The organism is Fictibacillus macauensis ZFHKF-1, assembly GCF_000269865.1.
Taxonomy (GTDB): domain Bacteria; phylum Bacillota; class Bacilli; order Bacillales; family Fictibacillaceae; genus Fictibacillus_C; species Fictibacillus_C macauensis.
The window spans coordinates 80747-101686 of sequence record NZ_AKKV01000027.1 but is presented as its reverse complement, the minus strand read 5'-3'; the positions used below and the strand labels follow the sequence as shown (position 1 = coordinate 101686).

Annotated in this window: 22 protein-coding genes; 1 reads left to right on the top strand and 21 read right to left on the bottom strand. The window is 40.9% G+C overall.

The features are described 5' to 3' along the window. Positions 1-21 precede the first annotated feature (21 nt). The 19 genes from xerC to smc form a co-directional block, all read right to left on the bottom strand. Positions 22-924 (bottom strand): tyrosine recombinase XerC, encoded by a 903-nt coding sequence (gene xerC, locus A374_RS12265; RefSeq protein WP_007202533.1) that lies wholly within the window; start codon positions 922-924, stop codon positions 22-24. Between the two features lie 60 nt (positions 925-984). Beyond that, positions 985-2289: an FADH(2)-oxidizing methylenetetrahydrofolate--tRNA-(uracil(54)-C(5))-methyltransferase TrmFO gene (gene trmFO / locus A374_RS12260; RefSeq protein WP_007202532.1), complete on the bottom strand. Its 1305-nt coding sequence runs from the start codon at positions 2287-2289 to the stop codon at positions 985-987. A gap of 17 nt (positions 2290-2306) precedes the next feature. Beyond that, positions 2307-4382, bottom strand: a complete 2076-nt coding sequence (gene topA / locus A374_RS12255; protein WP_007202531.1) for a type I DNA topoisomerase — start codon at positions 4380-4382, stop codon at positions 2307-2309. A gap of 105 nt (positions 4383-4487) precedes the next feature. Further along, positions 4488-5378: a DNA-processing protein DprA gene (dprA, locus tag A374_RS12250; RefSeq protein ID WP_007202530.1), complete on the bottom strand. Its 891-nt coding sequence runs from the start codon at positions 5376-5378 to the stop codon at positions 4488-4490. A 164-nt stretch (positions 5379-5542) separates the two neighbouring features. After that, entirely contained in the window at positions 5543-6457 is a 915-nt protein-coding gene (gene sucD / locus A374_RS12245) for a succinate--CoA ligase subunit alpha (protein ID WP_007202529.1), read from the bottom strand. 36 nt (positions 6458-6493) lie between these two features. Beyond that, complete coding sequence (gene sucC, locus A374_RS12240) at positions 6494-7654, bottom strand: ADP-forming succinate--CoA ligase subunit beta (protein ID WP_007202528.1); 1161 nt, start codon at positions 7652-7654, stop codon at positions 6494-6496. 288 nt (positions 7655-7942) lie between these two features. After that, the gene (locus A374_RS20655; RefSeq protein WP_156793216.1) at positions 7943-8080 is read right to left on the bottom strand and encodes a hypothetical protein; all 138 of its coding nucleotides are present in this window, start codon (positions 8078-8080) and stop codon (positions 7943-7945) included. Between the two features lie 52 nt (positions 8081-8132). Then, the gene (locus tag A374_RS12235) at positions 8133-8912 is read right to left on the bottom strand and encodes a ribonuclease HII (RefSeq protein ID WP_007202527.1); all 780 of its coding nucleotides are present in this window, start codon (positions 8910-8912) and stop codon (positions 8133-8135) included. Between the two features lie 71 nt (positions 8913-8983). Then, positions 8984-9835, bottom strand: a complete 852-nt coding sequence (gene ylqF / locus A374_RS12230; RefSeq protein WP_007202526.1) for a ribosome biogenesis GTPase YlqF — start codon at positions 9833-9835, stop codon at positions 8984-8986. Between the two features lie 16 nt (positions 9836-9851). Next, positions 9852-10433, bottom strand: a complete 582-nt coding sequence (gene lepB, locus A374_RS12225) for a signal peptidase I (protein ID WP_007202525.1) — start codon at positions 10431-10433, stop codon at positions 9852-9854. Positions 10434-10526: 93 nt separating this feature from the next. Next, complete coding sequence (gene rplS / locus A374_RS12220) at positions 10527-10871, bottom strand: 50S ribosomal protein L19 (RefSeq protein ID WP_007202524.1); 345 nt, start codon at positions 10869-10871, stop codon at positions 10527-10529. A gap of 132 nt (positions 10872-11003) precedes the next feature. After that, positions 11004-11741: a tRNA (guanosine(37)-N1)-methyltransferase TrmD gene (gene trmD / locus A374_RS12215; RefSeq protein WP_007202523.1), complete on the bottom strand. Its 738-nt coding sequence runs from the start codon at positions 11739-11741 to the stop codon at positions 11004-11006. Between the two features lie 2 nt (positions 11742-11743). Continuing rightward, positions 11744-12256 (bottom strand): ribosome maturation factor RimM, encoded by a 513-nt coding sequence (rimM, locus tag A374_RS12210; protein WP_007202522.1) that lies wholly within the window; start codon positions 12254-12256, stop codon positions 11744-11746. A gap of 99 nt (positions 12257-12355) precedes the next feature. Then, on the bottom strand, positions 12356-12583 hold the full coding sequence (locus A374_RS12205) for a KH domain-containing protein (RefSeq protein WP_040340573.1): 228 nt from the start codon (positions 12581-12583) through the stop codon (positions 12356-12358). A gap of 14 nt (positions 12584-12597) precedes the next feature. Beyond that, complete coding sequence (gene rpsP, locus A374_RS12200; protein ID WP_007202520.1) at positions 12598-12870, bottom strand: 30S ribosomal protein S16; 273 nt, start codon at positions 12868-12870, stop codon at positions 12598-12600. 89 nt (positions 12871-12959) lie between these two features. Next, entirely contained in the window at positions 12960-14303 is a 1344-nt protein-coding gene (ffh, locus tag A374_RS12195) for a signal recognition particle protein (protein ID WP_007202519.1), read from the bottom strand. A gap of 12 nt (positions 14304-14315) precedes the next feature. Continuing rightward, positions 14316-14639, bottom strand: coding sequence for a putative DNA-binding protein (locus A374_RS12190; protein WP_007202518.1), 324 nt, complete (start codon positions 14637-14639; stop codon positions 14316-14318). Between the two features lie 119 nt (positions 14640-14758). Beyond that, positions 14759-15745 carry a signal recognition particle-docking protein FtsY gene (ftsY, locus tag A374_RS12185; RefSeq protein ID WP_007202517.1) on the bottom strand — a complete coding sequence of 329 codons (987 nt, stop codon included), beginning with the start codon at positions 15743-15745 and terminating at the stop codon, positions 14759-14761. A gap of 29 nt (positions 15746-15774) precedes the next feature. After that, positions 15775-19341, bottom strand: a complete 3567-nt coding sequence (gene smc / locus A374_RS12180; RefSeq protein ID WP_007202516.1) for a chromosome segregation protein SMC — start codon at positions 19339-19341, stop codon at positions 15775-15777. A gap of 105 nt (positions 19342-19446) precedes the next feature. Between smc and A374_RS12175 the strand changes: the two genes are divergently transcribed. Continuing rightward, positions 19447-19677 carry a DUF1128 domain-containing protein gene (locus tag A374_RS12175; RefSeq protein WP_238535176.1) on the top strand — a complete coding sequence of 77 codons (231 nt, stop codon included), beginning with the start codon at positions 19447-19449 and terminating at the stop codon, positions 19675-19677. Between the two features lie 39 nt (positions 19678-19716). Here A374_RS12175 and rnc read toward each other — a convergent pair whose 3' ends face one another. After that, positions 19717-20424, bottom strand: coding sequence for a ribonuclease III (rnc, locus tag A374_RS12170; RefSeq protein ID WP_040340572.1), 708 nt, complete (start codon positions 20422-20424; stop codon positions 19717-19719). Positions 20425-20605: 181 nt separating this feature from the next. Then, complete coding sequence (gene acpP / locus A374_RS12165) at positions 20606-20839, bottom strand: acyl carrier protein (protein ID WP_007202513.1); 234 nt, start codon at positions 20837-20839, stop codon at positions 20606-20608. Between the last annotated feature and the right edge of the window lie 101 nt (positions 20840-20940).

Genomic DNA, 20940 nt, shown 5'->3' with positions numbered 1-20940 from the left:
AAAATCCCTCCTTACTCTCATTTATGCACGCGGATGCGTGTTAGTATAAATTTTTTTCAGGTGCTCTTTCGTCACATGCGTATAAATGCCCGTGGAGGAAAGATGAGAGTGCCCAAGTAGCTCCTGTACTGCGCGTAAATCTGCGCCTTCATTTAGCAAATGAGTCGCAAATGTATGGCGGAGAACGTGTGGGCTTATATGTATGGTTAATGTCGTCTGTTCAATTAGACGGTTTAAAATATTGCGCACAGAGCGATCAGTTAGTCTGCCACCGCGATGATTAAGAAACAACGCTTTCGTTGGTTGCTTCGCCTTACAGAGCAGCTCTTTTCTGCCGTTTGCAATATAACGCTCTAATGCTTCTAGCCCATAACTACCGATGGGGACATATCTTTCTTTTCTTCCTTTTCCTCGAACGAGGACGGTTTCAATAAAGAAGTCAACATCTTCCATATTCATCCCACAACATTCACTGACTCGAATTCCCGTTGCATACAACAATTCTAGAATCGCTTGATTCCGTTGGCCCAACGGAGTTGAGATGTCACTCACATCAAAGAGAAGACTGAGCTCCTCTTCGTATAAAAAATGAGGAAGACTTACTCCTTTTTTCGGCAGAGACACCGTAGCAAATGGATTATGATCCATTACTTGTTCTCTGTTTAAAAAACGATAGAAACTGCGCAGCGCTGAAATTTTCTTGGCAACTGTTTTTCGCGAATACCCAGCATCATGAAGGGTCGTTAAATAACGTCTAACCAAAAGATAAGAAACAGCAGCGAATCTGTCGATTGCCTGCTGTTTCATAAACGTTCTGAAATGAGAAATCGCTTGTTCGTAATTTCCCGTTGTATAGTGCGAGCTGTTTTTCTCGATTTGCAAATACTCGATAAACATCTTAAGTAAACGGTCATTACTTTCCACAGAATACACCTCACAAAGCCCCTAAATCGTAACATAGATTAGGGGCAATGACAAGTTATTTCACAATTTTGTTATAAAATTCTGAATTGTTTCTAACGCTCGATTCGCTAACGCTTCATAGCGCTCTTTTTTATTACGAATGCGTGTTTCAAGCGCTGGTAACAAACCAAAATTAGCATTCATTGGTTGGAAATTCTTTGCGTTTGCTGTCGTAATATAGCGTGCCATGCTTCCAATTGACGTTTCTTCTGGAAAGCTCAAAAGCTCTTCACCTTTAACAAAACGAGCCGCATTTAAACCAGCAATCAAACCTGAAGCAGCACTTTCAACGTACCCTTCGACGCCCGTCATTTGCCCTGCAAAAAACAAGTTTTCTCGCTCTTTGAATTGATACGTTTCTTTTAATAGTTTTGGAGAGTTAATGAACGTATTGCGATGCATAACACCATAGCGCACAATCTCAGCATTTTCAAGACCCGGGATGAGCTGTAGCACTTCTTTTTGTGGTCCCCATTTTAAGTGCGTTTGAAAACCTACTATATTATACAGTGTTCCTGCACTATTATCTTGACGAAGTTGAACGACCGCATACGGTTGTTTTCCTGTCTTTGGATCTTCTAAACCAACTGGCTTTAACGGACCAAATAACATCGTTTTTTTGCCGCGTGAGGCCATTACTTCAATCGGCATGCACCCTTCAAAGAAAATTTCTTTTTCAAATTCTTTAAGCGGTACCGTTTCAGCAGCGATTAACGCTTCATAAAATGTTGTAAACTCTTCTTCGGTCATCGGACAATTTAAGTAAGCAGCCTCACCTTTGTCATACCGTGATTTTAAATATACTTTATCCATATTAATGCTTTCTACATCAATAATGGGTGCTGCTGCATCATAAAAGTATAAATAATCTTCGGAAGTTAACGCGCGTAGTGATGCTGACAATCCTTCTGAAGTAAGCGGTCCTGTTGCAATAACAGTAGGCCCTTCAGGAAGTTCTGTCATCTCTTCTTCAAATACGGTGATATTGGGATGATTCTTTACTCGCTCTGTTACGAGACTTGCAAACTCATGTCGATCAACTGCCAACGCCCCACCAGCTGGAACGGCGCAATCATCGGCCGATGCGATAATGACAGAATTCAAATGGCGCATCTCTTCTTTTAGTACACCAACCGCATTTGTTAATGTGTTAGATCGCAGAGAGTTACTGCAAACAAGTTCTGCAAATTTATCCGTATGATGCGCTGGCGTTTGCTTTTTCGGACGCATTTCATACAAATGAACGTTTACTCCTGAATTGGCAATTTGCCAAGCCGCTTCACTTCCAGCGAGCCCGGCACCAATAACCGTTACAAAATCACTCATTATGCTTTATTTCTCCTTTATGCTTGCTCCTCAGCGTAGTCACATGAAATACACTGTACAACTTTGCCTTTTTTTGTCTTTTTCTCAACGAGTATTTTTCCGCACTTCGGACAAATTCTGCCAACCGGCTTATCCCAAGAAACAAATTCACACTCTGGATAACGGCTACAACCGTAAAAAATTCGTTTTTTCTTACTTTTCCGCTCTACGATGGTTCCTTCGTGACATTCCGGACACTCTACACCTGTATCTTTTACAATAGGTTTCGTGTTGCGGCACTCTGGGAAATTAGAGCATGCCATAAACTTGCCATAACGTCCCATTTTATAAACCATTTCATGGCCGCACAGCTCGCACTGCTCACCAGCTGGTTCATCTTTAATTTCTACTTCCTTCATCTCTTCTTCTGCAACAACGAGTTGTTTTTCAAAAGATTGATAAAACTCATCAATGACGTCATTCCATTGCTTATCGCCATCTTCAATTTCATCTAAATCCGTTTCCATTTGAGCAGTAAATTCAACATTGAATACTTCTGAGAAAAATTCAAGTGTTAATTCAAGAACAACTTCACCGAGTTCTGTCGGTTGGAATTTTTTATCATCCAACATAACATAGCCACGCTTTTGAATCGTATCAAGCGTCGGTGCATACGTAGAAGGACGACCAATGCCAAGCTCTTCCATCGACTTAACGAGACGAGCTTCGCTATAACGAGGAGGTGGTTGCGTAAAGTGTTGCGTAGGCTCCATCTCTTCATAAACGGCAGTTTTTCCTTCTTCTAAATCTGGCAATAGACGATCTTCATCTTTTTTGCCGTCATCATTTCCTTCAATATACACTTTCATGAATCCTGGAAATTTCACTTTTGAACCGTTCGCTCGGAATAGTACACCTTCGTTATTTAAATCGACCGTCATCGTATCAAGAACAGCTGGTGCCATTTGACTGGCAATGAATCGTTCCCAAATTAAGCGATATAATCGCAACTGGTCACGACTTAAAAATTCTTTTAACTCTTTTGGATGCTTAGATGCTGAGGAAGGACGAATGGCTTCATGTGCATCTTGCGCATTTTTTCCTTGTTTCTTTTCCGGACGTGGTGTTGTATTTACGAAGGCTTCACCATACTCCGCCGTAATAAACGACTTCGCTTCTTCCTTCGCTACATCGGAAATACGTGTTGAATCTGTTCTCATGTACGTAATTAAACCTACCGTACCTTCTTTACCAAGATCGATTCCTTCATACAGTTGCTGTGCGAGCATCATTGTTTTCTTCGCTCGGAAATTGAGCTTGCGTGCTGCTTCTTGTTGAAGGGACGATGTAATAAACGGAGGTGCTGGATTACGTTTTCGCTCTTTCTTTTGTACCGATTGAATCGTAAATGCCGTTCCCTTTAGTTTCTGCAGAACGTCTTTTACATCTTGTTCATTAGAAAGCTCACGTTTTTTGCCATCCACTCCGTAAAAATGAGCTTCAAAAGCTTCTTTTCCATACGTAAATGCCGCTTTAATTTTCCAATACTCTTCGGGAACAAATTGTTTAATTTCTTTTTCACGTTCCACAATCAAACGAAGTGCGACAGTTTGAACACGGCCTGCACTTAAGCCTTTTTTAACTTTTTTCCATAACAATGGGCTTATTTTATACCCAACGAGACGATCAAGAATCCGGCGCGCTTGTTGGGCATCTACTAAATCCATATTAATTTTACGAGGACGTTTAAAAGAATCTTTAATCGCATTTTTTGTAATTTCGTTAAAGACTACACGACAGTCTGATGTTAGATCGATATCTAGGCTATGCGCTAAGTGCCACGCAATGGCTTCTCCTTCACGATCGGGGTCAGATGCGAGAAAAATCTTTTTTGCTTTTTTTGCAGCGGTCTTTAATTCTTTTAACACTGGTCCTTTTCCGCGAATCGTTATATATTTCGGTTGAAAATTATCTTCAATTTCTACTCCCATTTGGCTACGAGGTAAATCTCTTACGTGCCCCATAGACGCTTTAACGACGTATTTTTTTCCTAAATACTTTTCAATCGTCTTTGCTTTCGCGGGAGATTCAACAATTACTAGGTATTCTTCCATTTTTCGTTTATCCCCCTTTAAGGGTTAATCAAATCTTCCCTATTATTAAATAGACTAGGAACGTTTGTCAAACCGTTTTCATCGTTCTTTGAAAAATTTGTTCTATTAATACTCCATTTTCGCCCAATCTTTCACAGTTAATTCATCAAGAATATCTTGAGCACCTAATACAAGCTTCGCCCCTTCTTGGATCAACCGATTTGTTCCGTGAGCATACTCATTTAAAAGCGACCCTGGTAAGGCAAACACGTCTCGTCCTTGCTCCATCGCTTGATCAGCAGTAATTAATGAGCCACTTTTTTCTTTGGCTTCCGTCACAAGCACGCCTCTTGATAGTCCACTAATGATTCGATTTCGCTGTGGAAAATGCCACTTTTGCGGTTGTACTAAATACGGATATTCTGTCACTAACACACCTTTGTGGGTAATGCGTAAAGCGAGCGCTTCATTTTGTTTCGGATACACGCATCCTAAACCAGAACCAAGTACTGCCATCGTACTGCCATCATTACGTACTGTCAATTCATGGGCTTGTGTGTCCATACCAATGGCTAACCCACTTACAATGACCCATCCGTCGTTAATAAGCGGTGTTACCACACGCTGAAGACTCAATTGTCCTTCGCGCGTTGGGTGCCTCGTTCCAACTACTCCAAGGGTATTTGGGTTGTTTAATACTTCTTGATTTCCTTTCGTGTAGAGCACCCATGGTGGATCATAAATTTGTTTTAAAAGGGGTGGATACTTCTCGTCTGTCATCGTATGTATATGAATATCATGCTTATGATAAAAATGCTGAATCTCTTTACTACATAAACGGTCACGATCGTGTATAAACGCATCGCTCGTTTCACGCTTCATTCCCGTAAGCTCCATCACGTCCGTCGAGGTTAACTGAAAAACGGTTTCTAATGACCCTAGCGCTACGAAATGATTCAACACTTTCCAAGTTACGCCCCGACAATGATGCAACAAAATGAGACGTTCCCTATCCATATAATCCTCCCATAAAGAAAAGTAAAGGCTACGCTTCTTTTTCTCTCATAGAATAAAAGACTTAAATGGCTCATTTCGATGAGAACGTTCCGTCTTCCTGCTTGTCGGCATAAAAAAAGAGCAACCTTAAAAAAAGCTCCCTAAAAAACGGGAGCTTTTGTAGTTTATACGTTTGCTTTATGTGTTTTACAAGAATCAAGTAACCCTTTTTCTGTTAAAACGGAAACAAGTGTTTCACCCATTACAGAAGGAGTTTCAGCTACTTTAATACCGCATGCTTCCATTGTTTTAATCTTTTCAGCAGCAGTACCTTTCCCACCAGAAATAATGGCACCAGCATGGCCCATACGTTTTCCTGGAGGTGCTGTTTGACCACCGATGAAGCCGACAACAGGTTTAGTCATGTTTGCTTTTACCCATTCAGCCGCTTCTTCTTCAGCTGTACCACCGATTTCTCCGATCATGATGACAGCATACGTATCTTCATCTTCATTGAAGGCTTTTAATACATCAATGAAGTCGGTTCCGTTTACTGGGTCGCCACCGATTCCAACAGCAGTAGATTGGCCAATGCCACGCTCTGTTAATTGGTGAACAGCTTCATACGTTAATGTTCCTGAACGAGAAACAACCCCAACATGACCTTTCGTATGAATGTAACCAGGCATAATACCAATTTTACATTCTTCCGGCGTAATCACACCTGGACAGTTTGGTCCAACAAGACGTGTTTTCTTGCCTTGCATATAGCGTCGTACATTTACCATATCCATTACAGGAATGCCTTCCGTAATACAAATCGCAAGATCCAGCTCAGCGTCTACAGCTTCTACGATTGAATCTGCTGCAAAAGCAGGTGGCACGTAGATTACAGATGCGTTAGCACCTGTTGCTTTTACTGCTTCTTGTACGGTATTAAATACTGGAACACCTTCAACTTCAGTGCCGCCTTTACCAGGAGTTACACCACCGACGATTTTTGTTCCGTATTCTAGCATTTGTTGTGTGTGGAAAAGACCCACTGATCCTGTAATCCCTTGCACGATGACCTTTGTGTCTTTATTAATAAAAATACTCATCTATTTCTCCACCCTTCTTTCTTATTTTCGGGGAACTTACTTTACTAATGCTACGATTTTTTCAGCACCATCTGCCATAGAATCAGCAGATGTGATATTTAAGCCAGACTCTTTTAGAATTTTCTTTCCAAGCTCAACATTTGTTCCTTCAAGACGAACAACAAGCGGTAAGTCTAGTCCTACTTGTTTCGTTGCTTCAACAACACCGGTAGCGATTACATCACACTTCATAATTCCACCGAAAATGTTAACGAAAATCCCTTTAACTTTTTTATCAGATAAGATGATTTTAAATGCTTCTGTTACTTTTTCAGCTGTTGCACCGCCACCTACATCAAGGAAGTTAGCAGGATCGCCGCTGTAATGTTTAATGATGTCCATCGTTGCCATTGCAAGACCCGCACCATTTACCATACATCCGATGTTGCCATCAAGAGCAATATAGCTTAAGTCATATTTAGAAGCTTCGATTTCTTTTGCATCTTCCTCTTCAAGGTCACGATATGCTACGATATCTTTTTGACGGTAAAGAGCATTAGAATCAAAGTTTAATTTCGCGTCAAGAGCCATTACATTGCCATCACCTGTAACAACAAGCGGGTTAATTTCAGCAATAGAGCAATCTTTTTCAACGAATGCTGTGTATAAGCTCATCATGAACTTCGCTGCTTTATTAACAAGTTCTTTTGGAATGTTAATGTTAAATGCTAAACGACGTGCTTGGAACGCTTGAAGACCGATTGCTGGATCAATTACTTCTTTAAAAATTTTCTCAGGTGTCTTCTCGGCAACCTCTTCAATTTCCGTTCCACCTTCTTCAGATCCCATCATAACAACGCTTGACGTTGCACGATCAAGAACGAGTCCGATATAATATTCTTTCTTAATGTCACAGCCTTCTTCAATAAGCAAGCGCTTAACTTGTTTACCTTCAGGACCTGTTTGATGTGTTACGAGAACTTTACCTAAAATTTCATTCGCATATGTACGAACTTCGTCAAGGTTTTTCGCTACTTTAACACCGCCGGCTTTACCGCGACCACCAGCATGGATTTGAGCTTTAACAACAGTAACAGCGCTTCCTAATTCTTTTGCAGCTTCAACTGCTTCTTCTACGGAATACGCTACTTTACCGTTCGGAACAGCCACACCGTATTTTCTTAGTACCTCTTTGCCTTGATACTCGTGGATATTCATTCTCCATCCTCCTATCATGTTCAAAACTAAACTACCGTTACCATTTTATATAATTGAAGCGGTGCTGTCTACCATTCTTCAGAAATAATGCAAACGCATTCAGAAAAAACGGTATTTTTCTCCATAAATTTAACAATATGTACTATTATTGGAATGATTATATGTTAAATCTCCAACAATTTTTCTATTTACTAACAATATAGGAGTTGTTTTACGAATCAAAAAAGGCGAACAACAGTTGAAAACGTCTCATCAGACGTCTTCAACCATGATTCGCCAGCATCTATGTTATGATTTAGCTTCTTTTTCTTGTTTTTCTTTTTGCTTTTGTGGCTCGTTTTTTCCTTGATGGCGATCACGCTCAACTACCGGCATGTACATGCCGAATTCTTCACCAATCTCCATTGTTTTGTTTTGTTTATTCATAGTCATCCTCCTCTTTACTTGTAGCATCTCCAAAGAAAGCAAGAACGACTCCTTATACGAGCGCACCTTGACGTACAGGAGCAAACGACTGTCGATGTTCAGAAATGCTTCCATACGTATGTAATGCCTCTAGATGATCTTTCGTACCATAACCCATATTTTTATGAAATTGATAGTGCGGATACTGTTCGTGTAATTTTTCCATATAGTGATCTCGTGTGACTTTAGCAATAACAGAAGCTGCGGCAATGCTAACGCTACGCGCATCTCCTTTAATAATCTTTGTTTGTGCAATCTCTGTTGGCAATACCATCGCATCAATGAGCAAATGATCGGGCGTTACTGCCAATTTCTGTACAGCCTCTAGCATCGCAAGCTTGGAAGCTTCGTATATGTTTACTTCATCAATAGTCTGTGCAGAAATGACGCCAACGCCAATAGCGATGGCTTGTTGCTGAATGATGTCATACAGAGACGCCCGTTTTTGGGCACTGAGCTGTTTTGAATCATTTAAGCCGGGTATGTATACGTCAGTCGGTAAAATAACAGCAGCAGCCACTACCGGTCCTGCAAGCGGCCCTCGACCTGCTTCATCAATACCCGCAATCATCGTATATCCTTCGTTACGAGTATCCTGCTCAAATTGTGTCATTTCTTTATATTTTGCGCGCAAGGCGATTGCTTTTGTTTGCTCTTTTTCAAACTGATCAACAAGTTTAGCGACACCAGCACGTTCATCGCTTCTTAATGCGTCCACAAACGTCGCCATTTCTTCCGTCATGCCTTGCAAAGCATGCAATTGCTCTCGAATCTCTTTAATCGTTCGTTTCATACAAATCTTCCTTTTCTTTAGTGTCCTTATGAACTAAAAAGACACGTCTCATTCCACGTGTCTTTTTGCTGCTACTGTAAAGGTAGCTCGTATGATAATCGTCCAAGCTTTTCAGCTCGTAAATCCCGCAAAATAATTTCTGCTGCTTTTTCATAGTCAATATAGCCGCCGCTCATTAAGCATCCTCGCTTGCGACCAATTTCATCAAAAAGAGCGAGCGGTTCCTCAGGAATATCTGCTAAATTATAACGTTCGCATAGGCGCTCGCTATAATGAACTTTTAAATACCCTAATGCATAGAGCACCACTTCTGTAAAATCAAGTAGCGTTTCTTTAATAGCCCCGGTTACCGCTAACTTTAAACCGATCTCTTGGTCTTCGAACTTAGGCCAAAGAATTCCTGGCGTATCTAAAAGTTCAAGGGACGTTCCTACTTTAATCCATTGCTGTTTTTTCGTAACGCCGGGTTTATCGCCTGTTACAGCAATGTTTTTTCCTGCAAGACGATTAATAAGCGTAGACTTTCCGACGTTCGGAATCCCTAGAATTAAGGCACGTACGGCACGAGGCTTTACGATTCCTTTTGCTTTCATTTTATCAAATTTTTCTTTAACAAGTTCTTTTGCTTTTGCTTCTATTTTATTAATGCCTTGCCCTGTCTTCGCATTTAACACGAGCACAGGAAGCCCTTTATTCTCAAAATAGTGAACCCATTGTTTTGTTGCTTCAGGATCCGCCATATCTGCTTTATTTAACAGAAGAAGACGCGGCTTGCCTGCCGTTATCTCATCAATCATCGGATTTCTAGATGCGAGAGGGATACGAGCGTCGACGAGTTCAAATACAACATCAATAAGCTTCAATTTTTCTGTTATTTCTCGTCTGGCTTTGGCCATATGACCTGGAAACCATTGAATTGTCATTCTTTCACCTACTGTCTTAATCGATCGTACTTATTTTTGAAAAAGGCCAAAATCTAAAGAGCGCTTTGCCGACAATATCACTTTGTTTAATCGTTCCAAACGTGCGGCTATCAGAGCTTCTTTGACGATTGTCACCTAACACAAACAGCTCACCTTTTGGAACTTTTTTAACGTGCGGTTGCGTTACTTCAAATAGGGTAAAATCTAACGTGAAGTTAGCTTTTTTCTCTTTTTCATACTTCGAACGGTAGTCATTTAAATACGTTTCTTTATAGGCTTTACCATTCACATAGAGCACGTCATTTTTGTATTCAACCGTATCTCCAGGTAACCCAATTACGCGCTTTATGTATTCTTTTTCTTGCGTTGAACCATCTTCTTGCGGTTCGTTGTGATTAAATACAATAATGTCAAACCGGTCAGGCGTTGACTGCTTTGAAACGACGAGGCGATCTCCGGTAAAAAATGTTGGTTGCATTGAAGGACCGCTTACAACAATTGGTGCAAAAAAAATGCCACGTACGATAGCTGCAATCGCCACCGCAATAACAAGTGCTTTAATCCATTCCCATGATTCTTTCTTCTTTTTTCCCGCCATACTCTTTCCTCGCATTCACTAGTATTCATCCCATAGCCTTTTTTCATATGTAAAAAGGAGCTTGCATATACGTCAAGCTCCTTTTTTGTGCAATTAGCGAATTTCTTTAATACGCGCTGCTTTACCGCGAAGTGCACGTAGGTAGTAAAGCTTCGCACGACGAACTTTACCGCGACGAACAACTTCAAGGTTCGCAATCTTTGGAGAGTGAAGCGGGAATACACGCTCAACTCCAACACCGTAAGAAATCTTACGAACAGTGAACGTTTCACTGATTCCAGTTCCGCGTTTTTTGATTACAACACCTTCAAACAACTGAATACGCTCACGAGTTCCCTCAACAACTTTCACGTGTACACGAACTGTGTCACCTGAACGGAATTTAGGAAGATCAGATTTCAATTGTTCTTTAGCGAGTTCTGCAATAATTTGTTGCATAGTTATTGCCTCCTTCCGACAGACGTTCTTGCCCACCTTAACGGGCAGCGGAGCATCTTAATAACTGGCCTAAGCCACAGCTTATATCATAGCATAGCCTACCATCCTAGGCAAGCACCTGTCTTAAAAAAATCAGCTATCTTTTTTCATATCATCAAGCCATTGTTGTTCACGTTCGCTGAGCTCTTTTCCTTCAAGTAAATCTGGTCGTCGTGTCAACGTTCGTTTCAGCGATTCTTTTCTACGCCATTCCTCAATATCTTGATGATGACCTGATAATAATACATCCGGCACTTTTAACCCTCGAAAATCACGCGGTCGGGTATACTGTGGATGCTCAAGCAGACCGGTAGAAAATGAATCGTGTACCGATGATTCTTCATTACCAAGCGAACCTTTTAACAAGCGGGTTACGCTATCCATAACGACCATCGCCCCTAATTCACCACCAGTTAAAATAAAGTCACCAATAGAAATTTCATCGGTTACAAGGTGTTCACGTATGCGCTCATCATAGCCCTCATAATGACCACAAACGAAAATTAAATGCTCTTCTTGTGCAAGTTCTTCTGCTTTCGCTTGCGTAAAACGTTCTCCTTGCGGACAGAGCAAGATCACTCTAGGTTTTGACGTTGGCTGCTCTTTCTTCAAATAATCAACGGCATCAAAGAGCGGTTGAGGCATTAAAACCATTCCTGCTCCTCCACCATATGGATAATCGTCCACGCGTTGATGCTTATTATCCGCAAACTGACGAAAATCTTCAATACGATAGGAGACGAGCTGTTTCTCTTGCACTTTTTTTAAGATTGAGGAACCTATAACGCCATGAAACATTTCAGGAAATAGCGTTAACACATCCATTTGCATCATTACAATAAACCGTCCATAAGATGAATCGTTACTTTCTTCGCTTCTACATCCACTTCTTTAACAACAGATGGAATATAAGGAATTAACAGATCTGGGCCTTGATTGTTTCGTTTAATTACCCAAACGTCATTGGCACCTGGCGAAAGAATTTCCTTAATCTTTCCAAGTTCTTCGCCTTCCTCCGTCCAGACCGTTGCTCCGATAATATCGTGATAGAAAAACTCACCTTCATCTAGCGCTACGGTTTCTTCTGCCGATACTTTTAATAGGAAGCCTTTAAACTTTTCTACATCGTTAATATTCGGATATCCTTCGAATTGTAACAAATGAAATTGCTTATGAAGGCGATGTGCAGAAATTGTTACAGGAACCATTCCATCTTCTAAATCTACATGCAATACATTTCCAACCTTATAGCGCTCTTCTGGAAAGTCCGTACGAGAAATCACACGCACTTCGCCACGAATGCCATGTGTGTTAACGATCTTTCCTACATTTAACCATTTTGGCATAGCTTTCACCTTGCTCCTTTTTAGGTCAATATTAAACAAAAAAAGGGCGAGGCTTCCCCTCATCCCTTTTTTATCATTCGTTGTTTTCACAGCTACGCTTTAAACGATCTCTAAGGCGATCTGTTTATTGTTATGCGCACCTGCTGCATTAACGACCGTACGAATTGCTTTCGCAACTCGCCCTTGCTTACCAATAACTTTGCCCATATCAATACTATGCACAGAGAGTTGGTAAACAAGTTTATTGCCGTCCATGTGTTCTGTCACACGAACTTCTTCTGGATGATCAACAAGAGCCTTTACAATCGTTTCGATTAACTCTGCAATCATAGTTTCACCCATTACTTTTGAAGTTTAGCGTTATGGAATTTCTCCATTAAACCTGCATCAGAGAATAGGTTACGAACTGTGTCAGATGGTTTCGCACCATCAAGCATCCACTTAAGCGCTTGCTCTTCGTTGATTTTCACTTCAGCTGGTTTTACAAGCGGGTTGTAATAACCAATTTCTTCGATGAAGCGACCATCACGTGGCGCGCGAGAATCTGCTACTACTACACGATAAAATGGAGCTTTCTTTTGCCCCATGCGTTTTAAACGAATTTTTACTGCCATTGTAAAAATGCACCTCCGAAAATTGTTCACACACAAATCAATATAATATAATAAACTCTCAGTTTTGTCAACTGAAAAATTCATCCTTTTTACATAAACGGAAACTTAAATCCGCCTTTTTTCTTACCCTTCATCATTCCGGACATTTGTTTCATCATTTTCTTCATGTCCTCGAATTGCTTGATTAAACGATTGACTTCTTGAACGGTTCTACCGCTACCATTTGCAATTCGTCGTTTACGTGACGCACTAATAATCTCAGGTTGTTCACGTTCAAGCTTTGTCATTGACTTAATAATCGCTTCCACGTGAGAAATTTGTTTCTCATCAATGGATACGTTTTTTAAGCCTTTCATTTTACCAGCGCCAGGCATCATGCCAAGCAACTGATCTAATGGCCCAAGGTTGCGCACTTGCCCCATTTGCTCCAGAAAATCATCAAAAGTAAACGACATATCGCGCATTTTCTTTTGAAGCTCTTTTGCTTTTTCTTCATCGACTGTCGTTTGCGCTTTTTCGATGAGTGTTAAAACATCACCCATACCAAGAATTCGAGAAGACATGCGATCAGGATGGAATGGTTCTAACGCATCCATCTTTTCACCCATACCCGCAAACTTAATCGGTAAATTGGTTACGGCTTTAATGGACAATGCGGCACCACCGCGTGTATCGCCATCAAGCTTTGTGAGCACAACTCCCGTTACGCCGAGCTTTTCATTAAAGCTCTCTGCGACATTCACAGCATCTTGCCCTGTCATCGAATCAACGACAAGTAAAATTTCATGCGGATTGGCAATTTCTTTTACTTGTTGGAGCTCTTCCATTAATACTTCATCAATATGAAGGCGTCCAGCTGTATCAATAATCACATAGTCATAATGCTCTGCTTTCGCTTTTTCGAGCGCTTTTGTAGCAATTTCAACAGGACTTACTTGATCACCCATTGAAAATACAGGAAGACTCAGTTGTTTTCCTAACGTCTCCAATTGCTGAATAGCAGCGGGACGATAAATATCAGCGGCTACTAACAACGGTTGGCGGTTCAGCTTTTTACGCAAATGATTGGCAAGCTTGCCCGTCGTTGTTGTTTTCCCAGCTCCTTGAAGACCTACCATCATAATAACTGTCGGTGGCTTTGTGCCTACAGCAAGTTTACTTTGCTCGCCACCTAACAACGTTGTTAATTCGTCATGAACGACTTTAACGACTTGTTGCCCCGGCGTGAGGCTTTTCAGTACTTCTTGCCCTACTGCTCGTTCAGTTACTTTTTTAATGAAGTCTTTTACAACTCGAAAGTTAACATCCGCTTCGAGGAGAGCGAGGCGCACTTCACGCATCATTTCCTTTACATCCGCTTCGGTTACTTTCCCTTTTCCACGGATTCTTTGAAGGGTGCTTTGCAGTCGGTCAGCCAAACCTTCGAATGCCATAGTTCTCGCCCCCTATTCCATTTTTTCAAGGCGTTCAATAATTTCTAACGCAGCATGATCACTTGGCTGTAGCTGTTGTTTCAGCGCCACAAGTAATTGCTCACGTTCTTGAAATTTTGAAAACAAACCAAGCTTATCTTCATACTCTTCCAACATCGCCTCGGTCCGTTTAATATTGTCATAAACAGCTTGTCGGCTGACGCTATATTGTTCGGCAATTTCCCCAAGAGAAAAGTCATCGAGATAATACAAAGTCATATAGTTTTTCTGTTTGGAGGTTAGCAGTGATTGATAAAAATCAAACAAATAATTAACCCTTGTTGTTTTATCAAGCACAAAATCACCCCTTGTTAAGTGAAAAGCCTTTACATTAGATTATAGTACACGCTACCGTTCGTAATGTCAAGTTTTTTTCTTAACAGAACCCTTCTACTAGAAGGAACGGAAGAAGCACGTTACTCTGCTTCTTCCTCTTCCATATTCATAAACAACCCATACACAAATTGCTCTGGATCAAATGCTTGGAGATCATCAATTTTTTCACCGAGCCCTACAAATTTCACTGGAATATCAAGCTCATGACGAATGCCAAGGACAATACCACCTTTAGCTGTTCCGTCTAGCTTTGTTAACACGAGCCCTGTAACGTTGGTTGCTTGGGAGAAGATTTTTGCTTGACTCATTGCATTTTGACCTGTAGTCGCATCAACAACGAGCAACACTTCATGAGGAGCGCCTGGCACTTCCCGTTCGATGACGCGTTTCACTTTTTCAAGTTCATTCATTAAGTTTACTTTATTTTGCAAACGGCCTGCCGTATCGCAAAGAAGAACGTCAACTCCTCTTGATTTTGCCGCTTTTACACTATCGAAAATAACGGCGGCAGGATCGGCTCCTTCTTGGTGTTTAATAACATCCACACCCGCTCGTTCACCCCAAACTTCTAGCTGATCAATGGCTCCTGCACGAAAGGTATCGCCGGCTGCTAGCAATACTGATTTCCCTTGTTGCTTTAATTGATGCGCAAGTTTTCCAATGGTTGTTGTTTTTCCTACACCGTTTACACCAACAACAAGAATAACGGTCATTTGACCATTTTGAAGAGCGAGCGCTCCTTCTTCATCATCTTTACGCAACATCGCTGCTAACGTTTCTGAGATGGCGGATTTTAACTCCATCGTATCTTGAATATTTCGAGTTCGTGCGATGTCTTTTAATTGATCAATCAATTCCATGACGGTGTGTACGCCAACGTCGGCACTAATTAAAATTTCTTCTAATTCCTCAAAAAACTCTTCGTCCACTTTTCGATAACGCTTTACAAGATCGTTTACTTTCGTAGAAAAAGAATTTCTTGTTTTCTCAAGACCCGTTTTAAACTTTTCTGTCACCGCATCGGTTTGTGCTGTGAATTTTTCTTTTAATCGTTTTAAAAAGCTCATAGTGCCTCCTTATAGGTAACCTGTCTACTTTATGCTTCAACGAGTTCTGTCGTTTCTTCCAATTTCACTGAAACTAGTTTAGATACACCAGATTCTTGCATCGTTACACCATACAGTACATCCGCTTCTTCCATTGTCCCTTTACGATGGGTAACAACGATAAACTGCGTATGAGAACTAAACGAGCGTAAAAAGCTAGCATAGCGACCTACATTCGCATCATCTAAAGCAGCTTCAACCTCATCTAAAATACAAAACGGAACCGGTCGTACTTTTAAGATTGCAAATAATAAAGCAATCGCGGTAAGTGCTCGTTCACCACCGGATAGTAGCGCTAAATGTTGTAACTTTTTGCCTGGTGGTTGTGCCAAAATATCCACACCCGTAAGAAGTAGCTGCGTAGGATCGGTGAGCGATAAATCAGCACGACCGCCACCAAATAACTCTTTAAACACAGTGCCGAAATGATAGCGGATATTTTCAAACGTTTCTTCAAACCGCTTTTGCATTTCCTCATCCATTTCACCAATTACACCATGCAACGTTTCTTTCGCCTTCACTAAATCTTCTTGCTGCTCTTTCAAAAAGGAGAATCGTTCAAAAACACGCTCATACTCTTCAATGGCTCCTAAATTCACAATCCCCAATTCTTCAATAGCTAGCTTAATTAACCGTACTTTTTTCCGTGACTCATCTGGTTGTTCGAGCGCAGGATAGTTTGCTTTAGCTGCCTCAAAGGATAACGCATATTCCGAACGCAAATGATGCAAGCGATTATCGAGTTCCACGTCAAGCCGGTTCACTTGTACTTCCTCAGTCGTCAAGTTTTCTCTAATGTGGCGCAGGATTCGTTGCGATTCTTTTAACGTCGCTTCCGCTTGTTCTACCTGTGTATACAAGAGCTGACGATCGCGGCGGCGCTCTGTAATAAGTTGGATAATTCGCGCCTTATCTTCCCGCTTGGTTGCAATATGCGTATCAACTGCCTCTTCACCAGAAGAGCGATTGTTCATTTCTTCTTCTAACAACCAATAGTCTTGTTCATAATCCGTTAATCGTAATTGAGTTTCTTGTAAGTCTTGCTGCAAACGTTCAAGCGTTTCTTTTTGATGAGCAACTTGTTGTTCTTTTTCAGCTATTTTTATTTTTAAAGCCGTCGCCAACTGCTGCGTTTCTTCTTTTGTTACCTGTTGATTTTTCTTTTCTTTTTCTAACGTTTGTATCGTATGTTCAAGTGTCTTCGCTTCTTCCACTCGCTCCTGTAGAGTAACTTCAAGCATAGCAACTCGCTTTGTGATGGATGACTGTTCTTCAATATAGTCTGTTTTTTCGCGATCATAAAGCGTTAGTCGTTCATTTAAATTTTGCTCTTCTAACTCCACTTCTCGAAGCTTTCCTTTTAGTGATTGTTGAGCTAGTCGGCTGTTTTCTCCCTCGGCGCGAAGATGTTCTAAGTCAGCATCGCACTCGGCAATGGCCTCTTTTTGCTCGCGCACACGTTGCTCAATGACAAGCGTTTGAGCTTCCATTTTCACGAGTTTTGTTGTTGTTTCTTCCAATTCTCGCTGCCTCGAAAGAAGAGAATTTGATTTTTGACGAAGGCTACCACCTGTCATGGAGCCACCCGCACTAACAACATCTCCTTCAAGCGTTACAATTCGGTAGCGATAGCGAATCAGACGAGCAAGCTCATTCGCTCCTTCAATCGTGTTAGCAATGATAATATGACCGAGAAGGTTACCAATGATGGCGGCATACTTCTCATCATAAGTTACTGCCTGTGCTGCTATATTAACAAAGGCAGGGTGAGAAGCAATCATTGTTTGATCAGACGCCGGTATAGATCGTCCCTTAATGACTGAGCGTGGTAAAAATGTAGCCCTACCTAGTTTTTTCTTCTTTAAAAACTGAATGGCTGCGACCGCATCTTTTTCTGTCGAAGTGACAACATGTTGCATCGAACCGCCTAACGCCGTTTCAAGCGCTGTTTCCATATCTTTTGATACGGTGATAAGCTCGGCAACCGCACCTTCAATACCGTTTAACGCACGATCTTTTTCTTTTAAAACTTCTTTAACACCTTGAACGAACCCTTGATACTCTTCTTGCATCGATTCAAGCCATTCTTTTTTAGATTTAAACTGTTGGATAAATTGATAGGCTTTATAGAGCTCTGCTTGCAATGATTCTTGCTTCTTCTGAAGTGATTCCAGCTCTTCGCGTTTTTTTGCATAAGCTGCTATCGCATCATCGACTTGTGCCTTAGAAATCTCAACCTCTCCTAGAAGCTGTTGCTTTTTCGCTTGAACAGTCGTTCGCTTCGCTGCATACTGTTCATGCTCATCATCTAGACGACCGGATTTAAACTGTTGTTGATGCTTCTGATCAGACAAATAGCGAATTTCATTTCGAACCGATGCTTGCTCATTTAAGTTTTCAAAATAGTCGCCTTTAAGACGTTCCATTTCCGCTTCGATATCAAGCTCTAAAAGCGCTAGTCGCTGTTCTTCTTCTTGTAAGCTTGCCTTTAAAGAAGAAAGCTCCTGTTTGTGTGAAGCAAACTTCTCTCGTTCTAGTGTTTCTTCTTCTTGTAACACCGTACGTTTGCTTTTATATTGCTGCACTTGTTGCAATAGCGTTTCTTTATTATGATGATAATTTTTCTTGCGCTCTTTTAATACTTCGCGTTTTCCTTCAAGCTTTTCAAGTTCTTCACTCGCTACTAGCAGCGATTGCTGCAATTCGTCGAGCGACTCGTCAAGCGCCTGAATATTTCCACGCGTTTGTCGAAGGACCTTTTCTTCGCTCGTTACTTTCTCTTCCAAACGGGCATCTTTTTTGCGTAATTCATCTAAAGTGCGTGATTGTGTTTCCCATTTCGTATGCAACTCTTCAATTTCATAAACCGTTAACGCTACTTCATGCTGTTGAAGCTCTTCCTTCTTTTCGAGATAGTCTTTAGCAATTGATGCTTGAATTTCCAGCGGCTCTACTTGACCTTCTAATTCGAAGAGAATATCTTCTACGCGATTTAAGTTTTCTTGCGTTTCATGTAGCTTTTGTTCTGCTTTATGCTTTCTAGTCTTATACTTCAATACACCAGCAGCTTCTTCAAAAATCTTGCGACGGTCTTCTGCTTTACTGCTTAAAATCTCATCTATTTTACCTTGTCCGATAATAGAATACGCTTCTCGACCTAAACCTGAATCCATAAACAAATCAACGATGTCCTTTAATCGACACTGTTGTTTATTTAGCAAATACTCACTATCACCTGAGCGATATACGCGACGTGTTACGCTAATTTCATTGTATTCAAGCGGGAGGTGTTGATCCTCATTATCGAGCGTGAGCGTAACTTCCGCTACATTTAGCGGTTTGCGTCCTTCGCTTCCAGAGAAAATAATATCCTCCATCTTCGCGCCGCGTAGTGATTTAGCAGATTGCTCACCGAGAACCCATCTGACTGCATCTGCAATATTACTTTTTCCGCTCCCATTCGGCCCAACAACTGCAGTGACGCCCGGGACAAACTCAATACCAATAGCATCTGCAAACGATTTAAAGCCTGCAACATCTAATCGTTTGAGGAACATCTAAAAATCCCCCTTATGTATTCTTAACTAATTTATTTTACCATACATCTCCGTACAAATAGCTTCTTTTATGCTACAATTATGAAAGATTGCGTAAAAGAAAGGGTGCTCATATTGAACTTAACTTCCCCGAGCCAGGAAAACATTGAACATATGATTGAAGCGATGAAAAAGAAGCTTCAACTCGTTAATAGCGGTCTTATTCAAGGCAGTGATTATAGCCTACAGCAATATGACGATTTAAAAGAACTTTTTGATATGGTTATGAAAATGCCAAGCTTTAGCGTCCGTGATATGGAAGAAATCGTTTCTGAATTAGGCGCATTAAAAAAATAAGCATGAACAGGAAAAACACCCTAATACAAGGGTGTTTTTTTACTGTTTGACTATTTTACCAAGCGCTTCTTGAGCAGCATGTTGCTCCGCCTCTTTCTTAGAACGGCCAAAACCAACACCACAGCCTTCTTGGTTCAACTTCACTTCAGAAACGAATTCTCGATTATGCGCAGGCCCTTTTTCTTGTATAATCGCATAATCAATTGTCCCAAGCCCTTCGCGTTGGACATACTCTTGTAGCTGACTTTTAAAATCCATCACATGAGAAAAAGCACCTTCATTGATTCGGGGATGAACATGAATTTCTAAAAACGCTTTAACAGCGTCAATTCCTTTATCCAAGTAAAGTGCACCAATAAAGGCTTCAAACACATCCGCTAACAGCGCTGGGCGTGTGCGACCACCCGTGTTTTCTTCCCCTTTACCAAGGAGCACATAATCACCAAAATGAAGTTCATTCGCCAAAAGAACGAGCGATGGTTCGCAAACGATGGCCGCTCGAAGCTTTGTTAATTCTCCTTCACTCATAGTAGGATATTTCTTGTAAAGAAATTGAGAAATTGTGAGTTCAAGAACCGCGTCACCTAAAAATTCAAGACGTTCATTGTCTTCATATGGGCGCCCTCGATGCTCATTCACATATGATGAATGGGTAAATGCTTGAACAAGTAGTTTTTCATCTACAAAATACAAAGAGATTTTTTCTTGTAAGGGAGCTACTTTTTGAATGCGCACCTTTTCATCCATCTGCTTGCGAGCAGAATGCTTAAACCGGTGTCTAGAAAATTTTTTCGAATTCGTATATTGCTTTTTTGAACCTTTCATTATTGCCTCCCGCAAACATTTAGAGGATAAGAGCTGCATTTGTTTGCTAATAGTTTAAAGTCCCGCATCACAATGTACGGGACTTTACGCTCTTCATTTACCATTAGTTCTTGCTGTTTATGTAATTAACAACGTCACCAACCGTTGCAATTTTTTCAGCATCTTCATCGGAAATTTCTAAATCAAATTCGTCTTCAAGCTCCATAACAAGCTCAACGACATCTAAGGAGTCTGCTCCAAGATCTTCTTTAAAAGAAGCTTCAAGCTTAACCTCTGCAGCGTCTACACCTAGACGATCGACGACAATTTGAGAAACTCTTTCTAATACGTCTGACATGTGTATTCACCTCCTTTCAATAATATATACTATTTCTAAAGAAAAAAAAAGATAAAAAAGAAAGAATCCAAAAAGTTACTTCACAGAAAGCAATACACTGC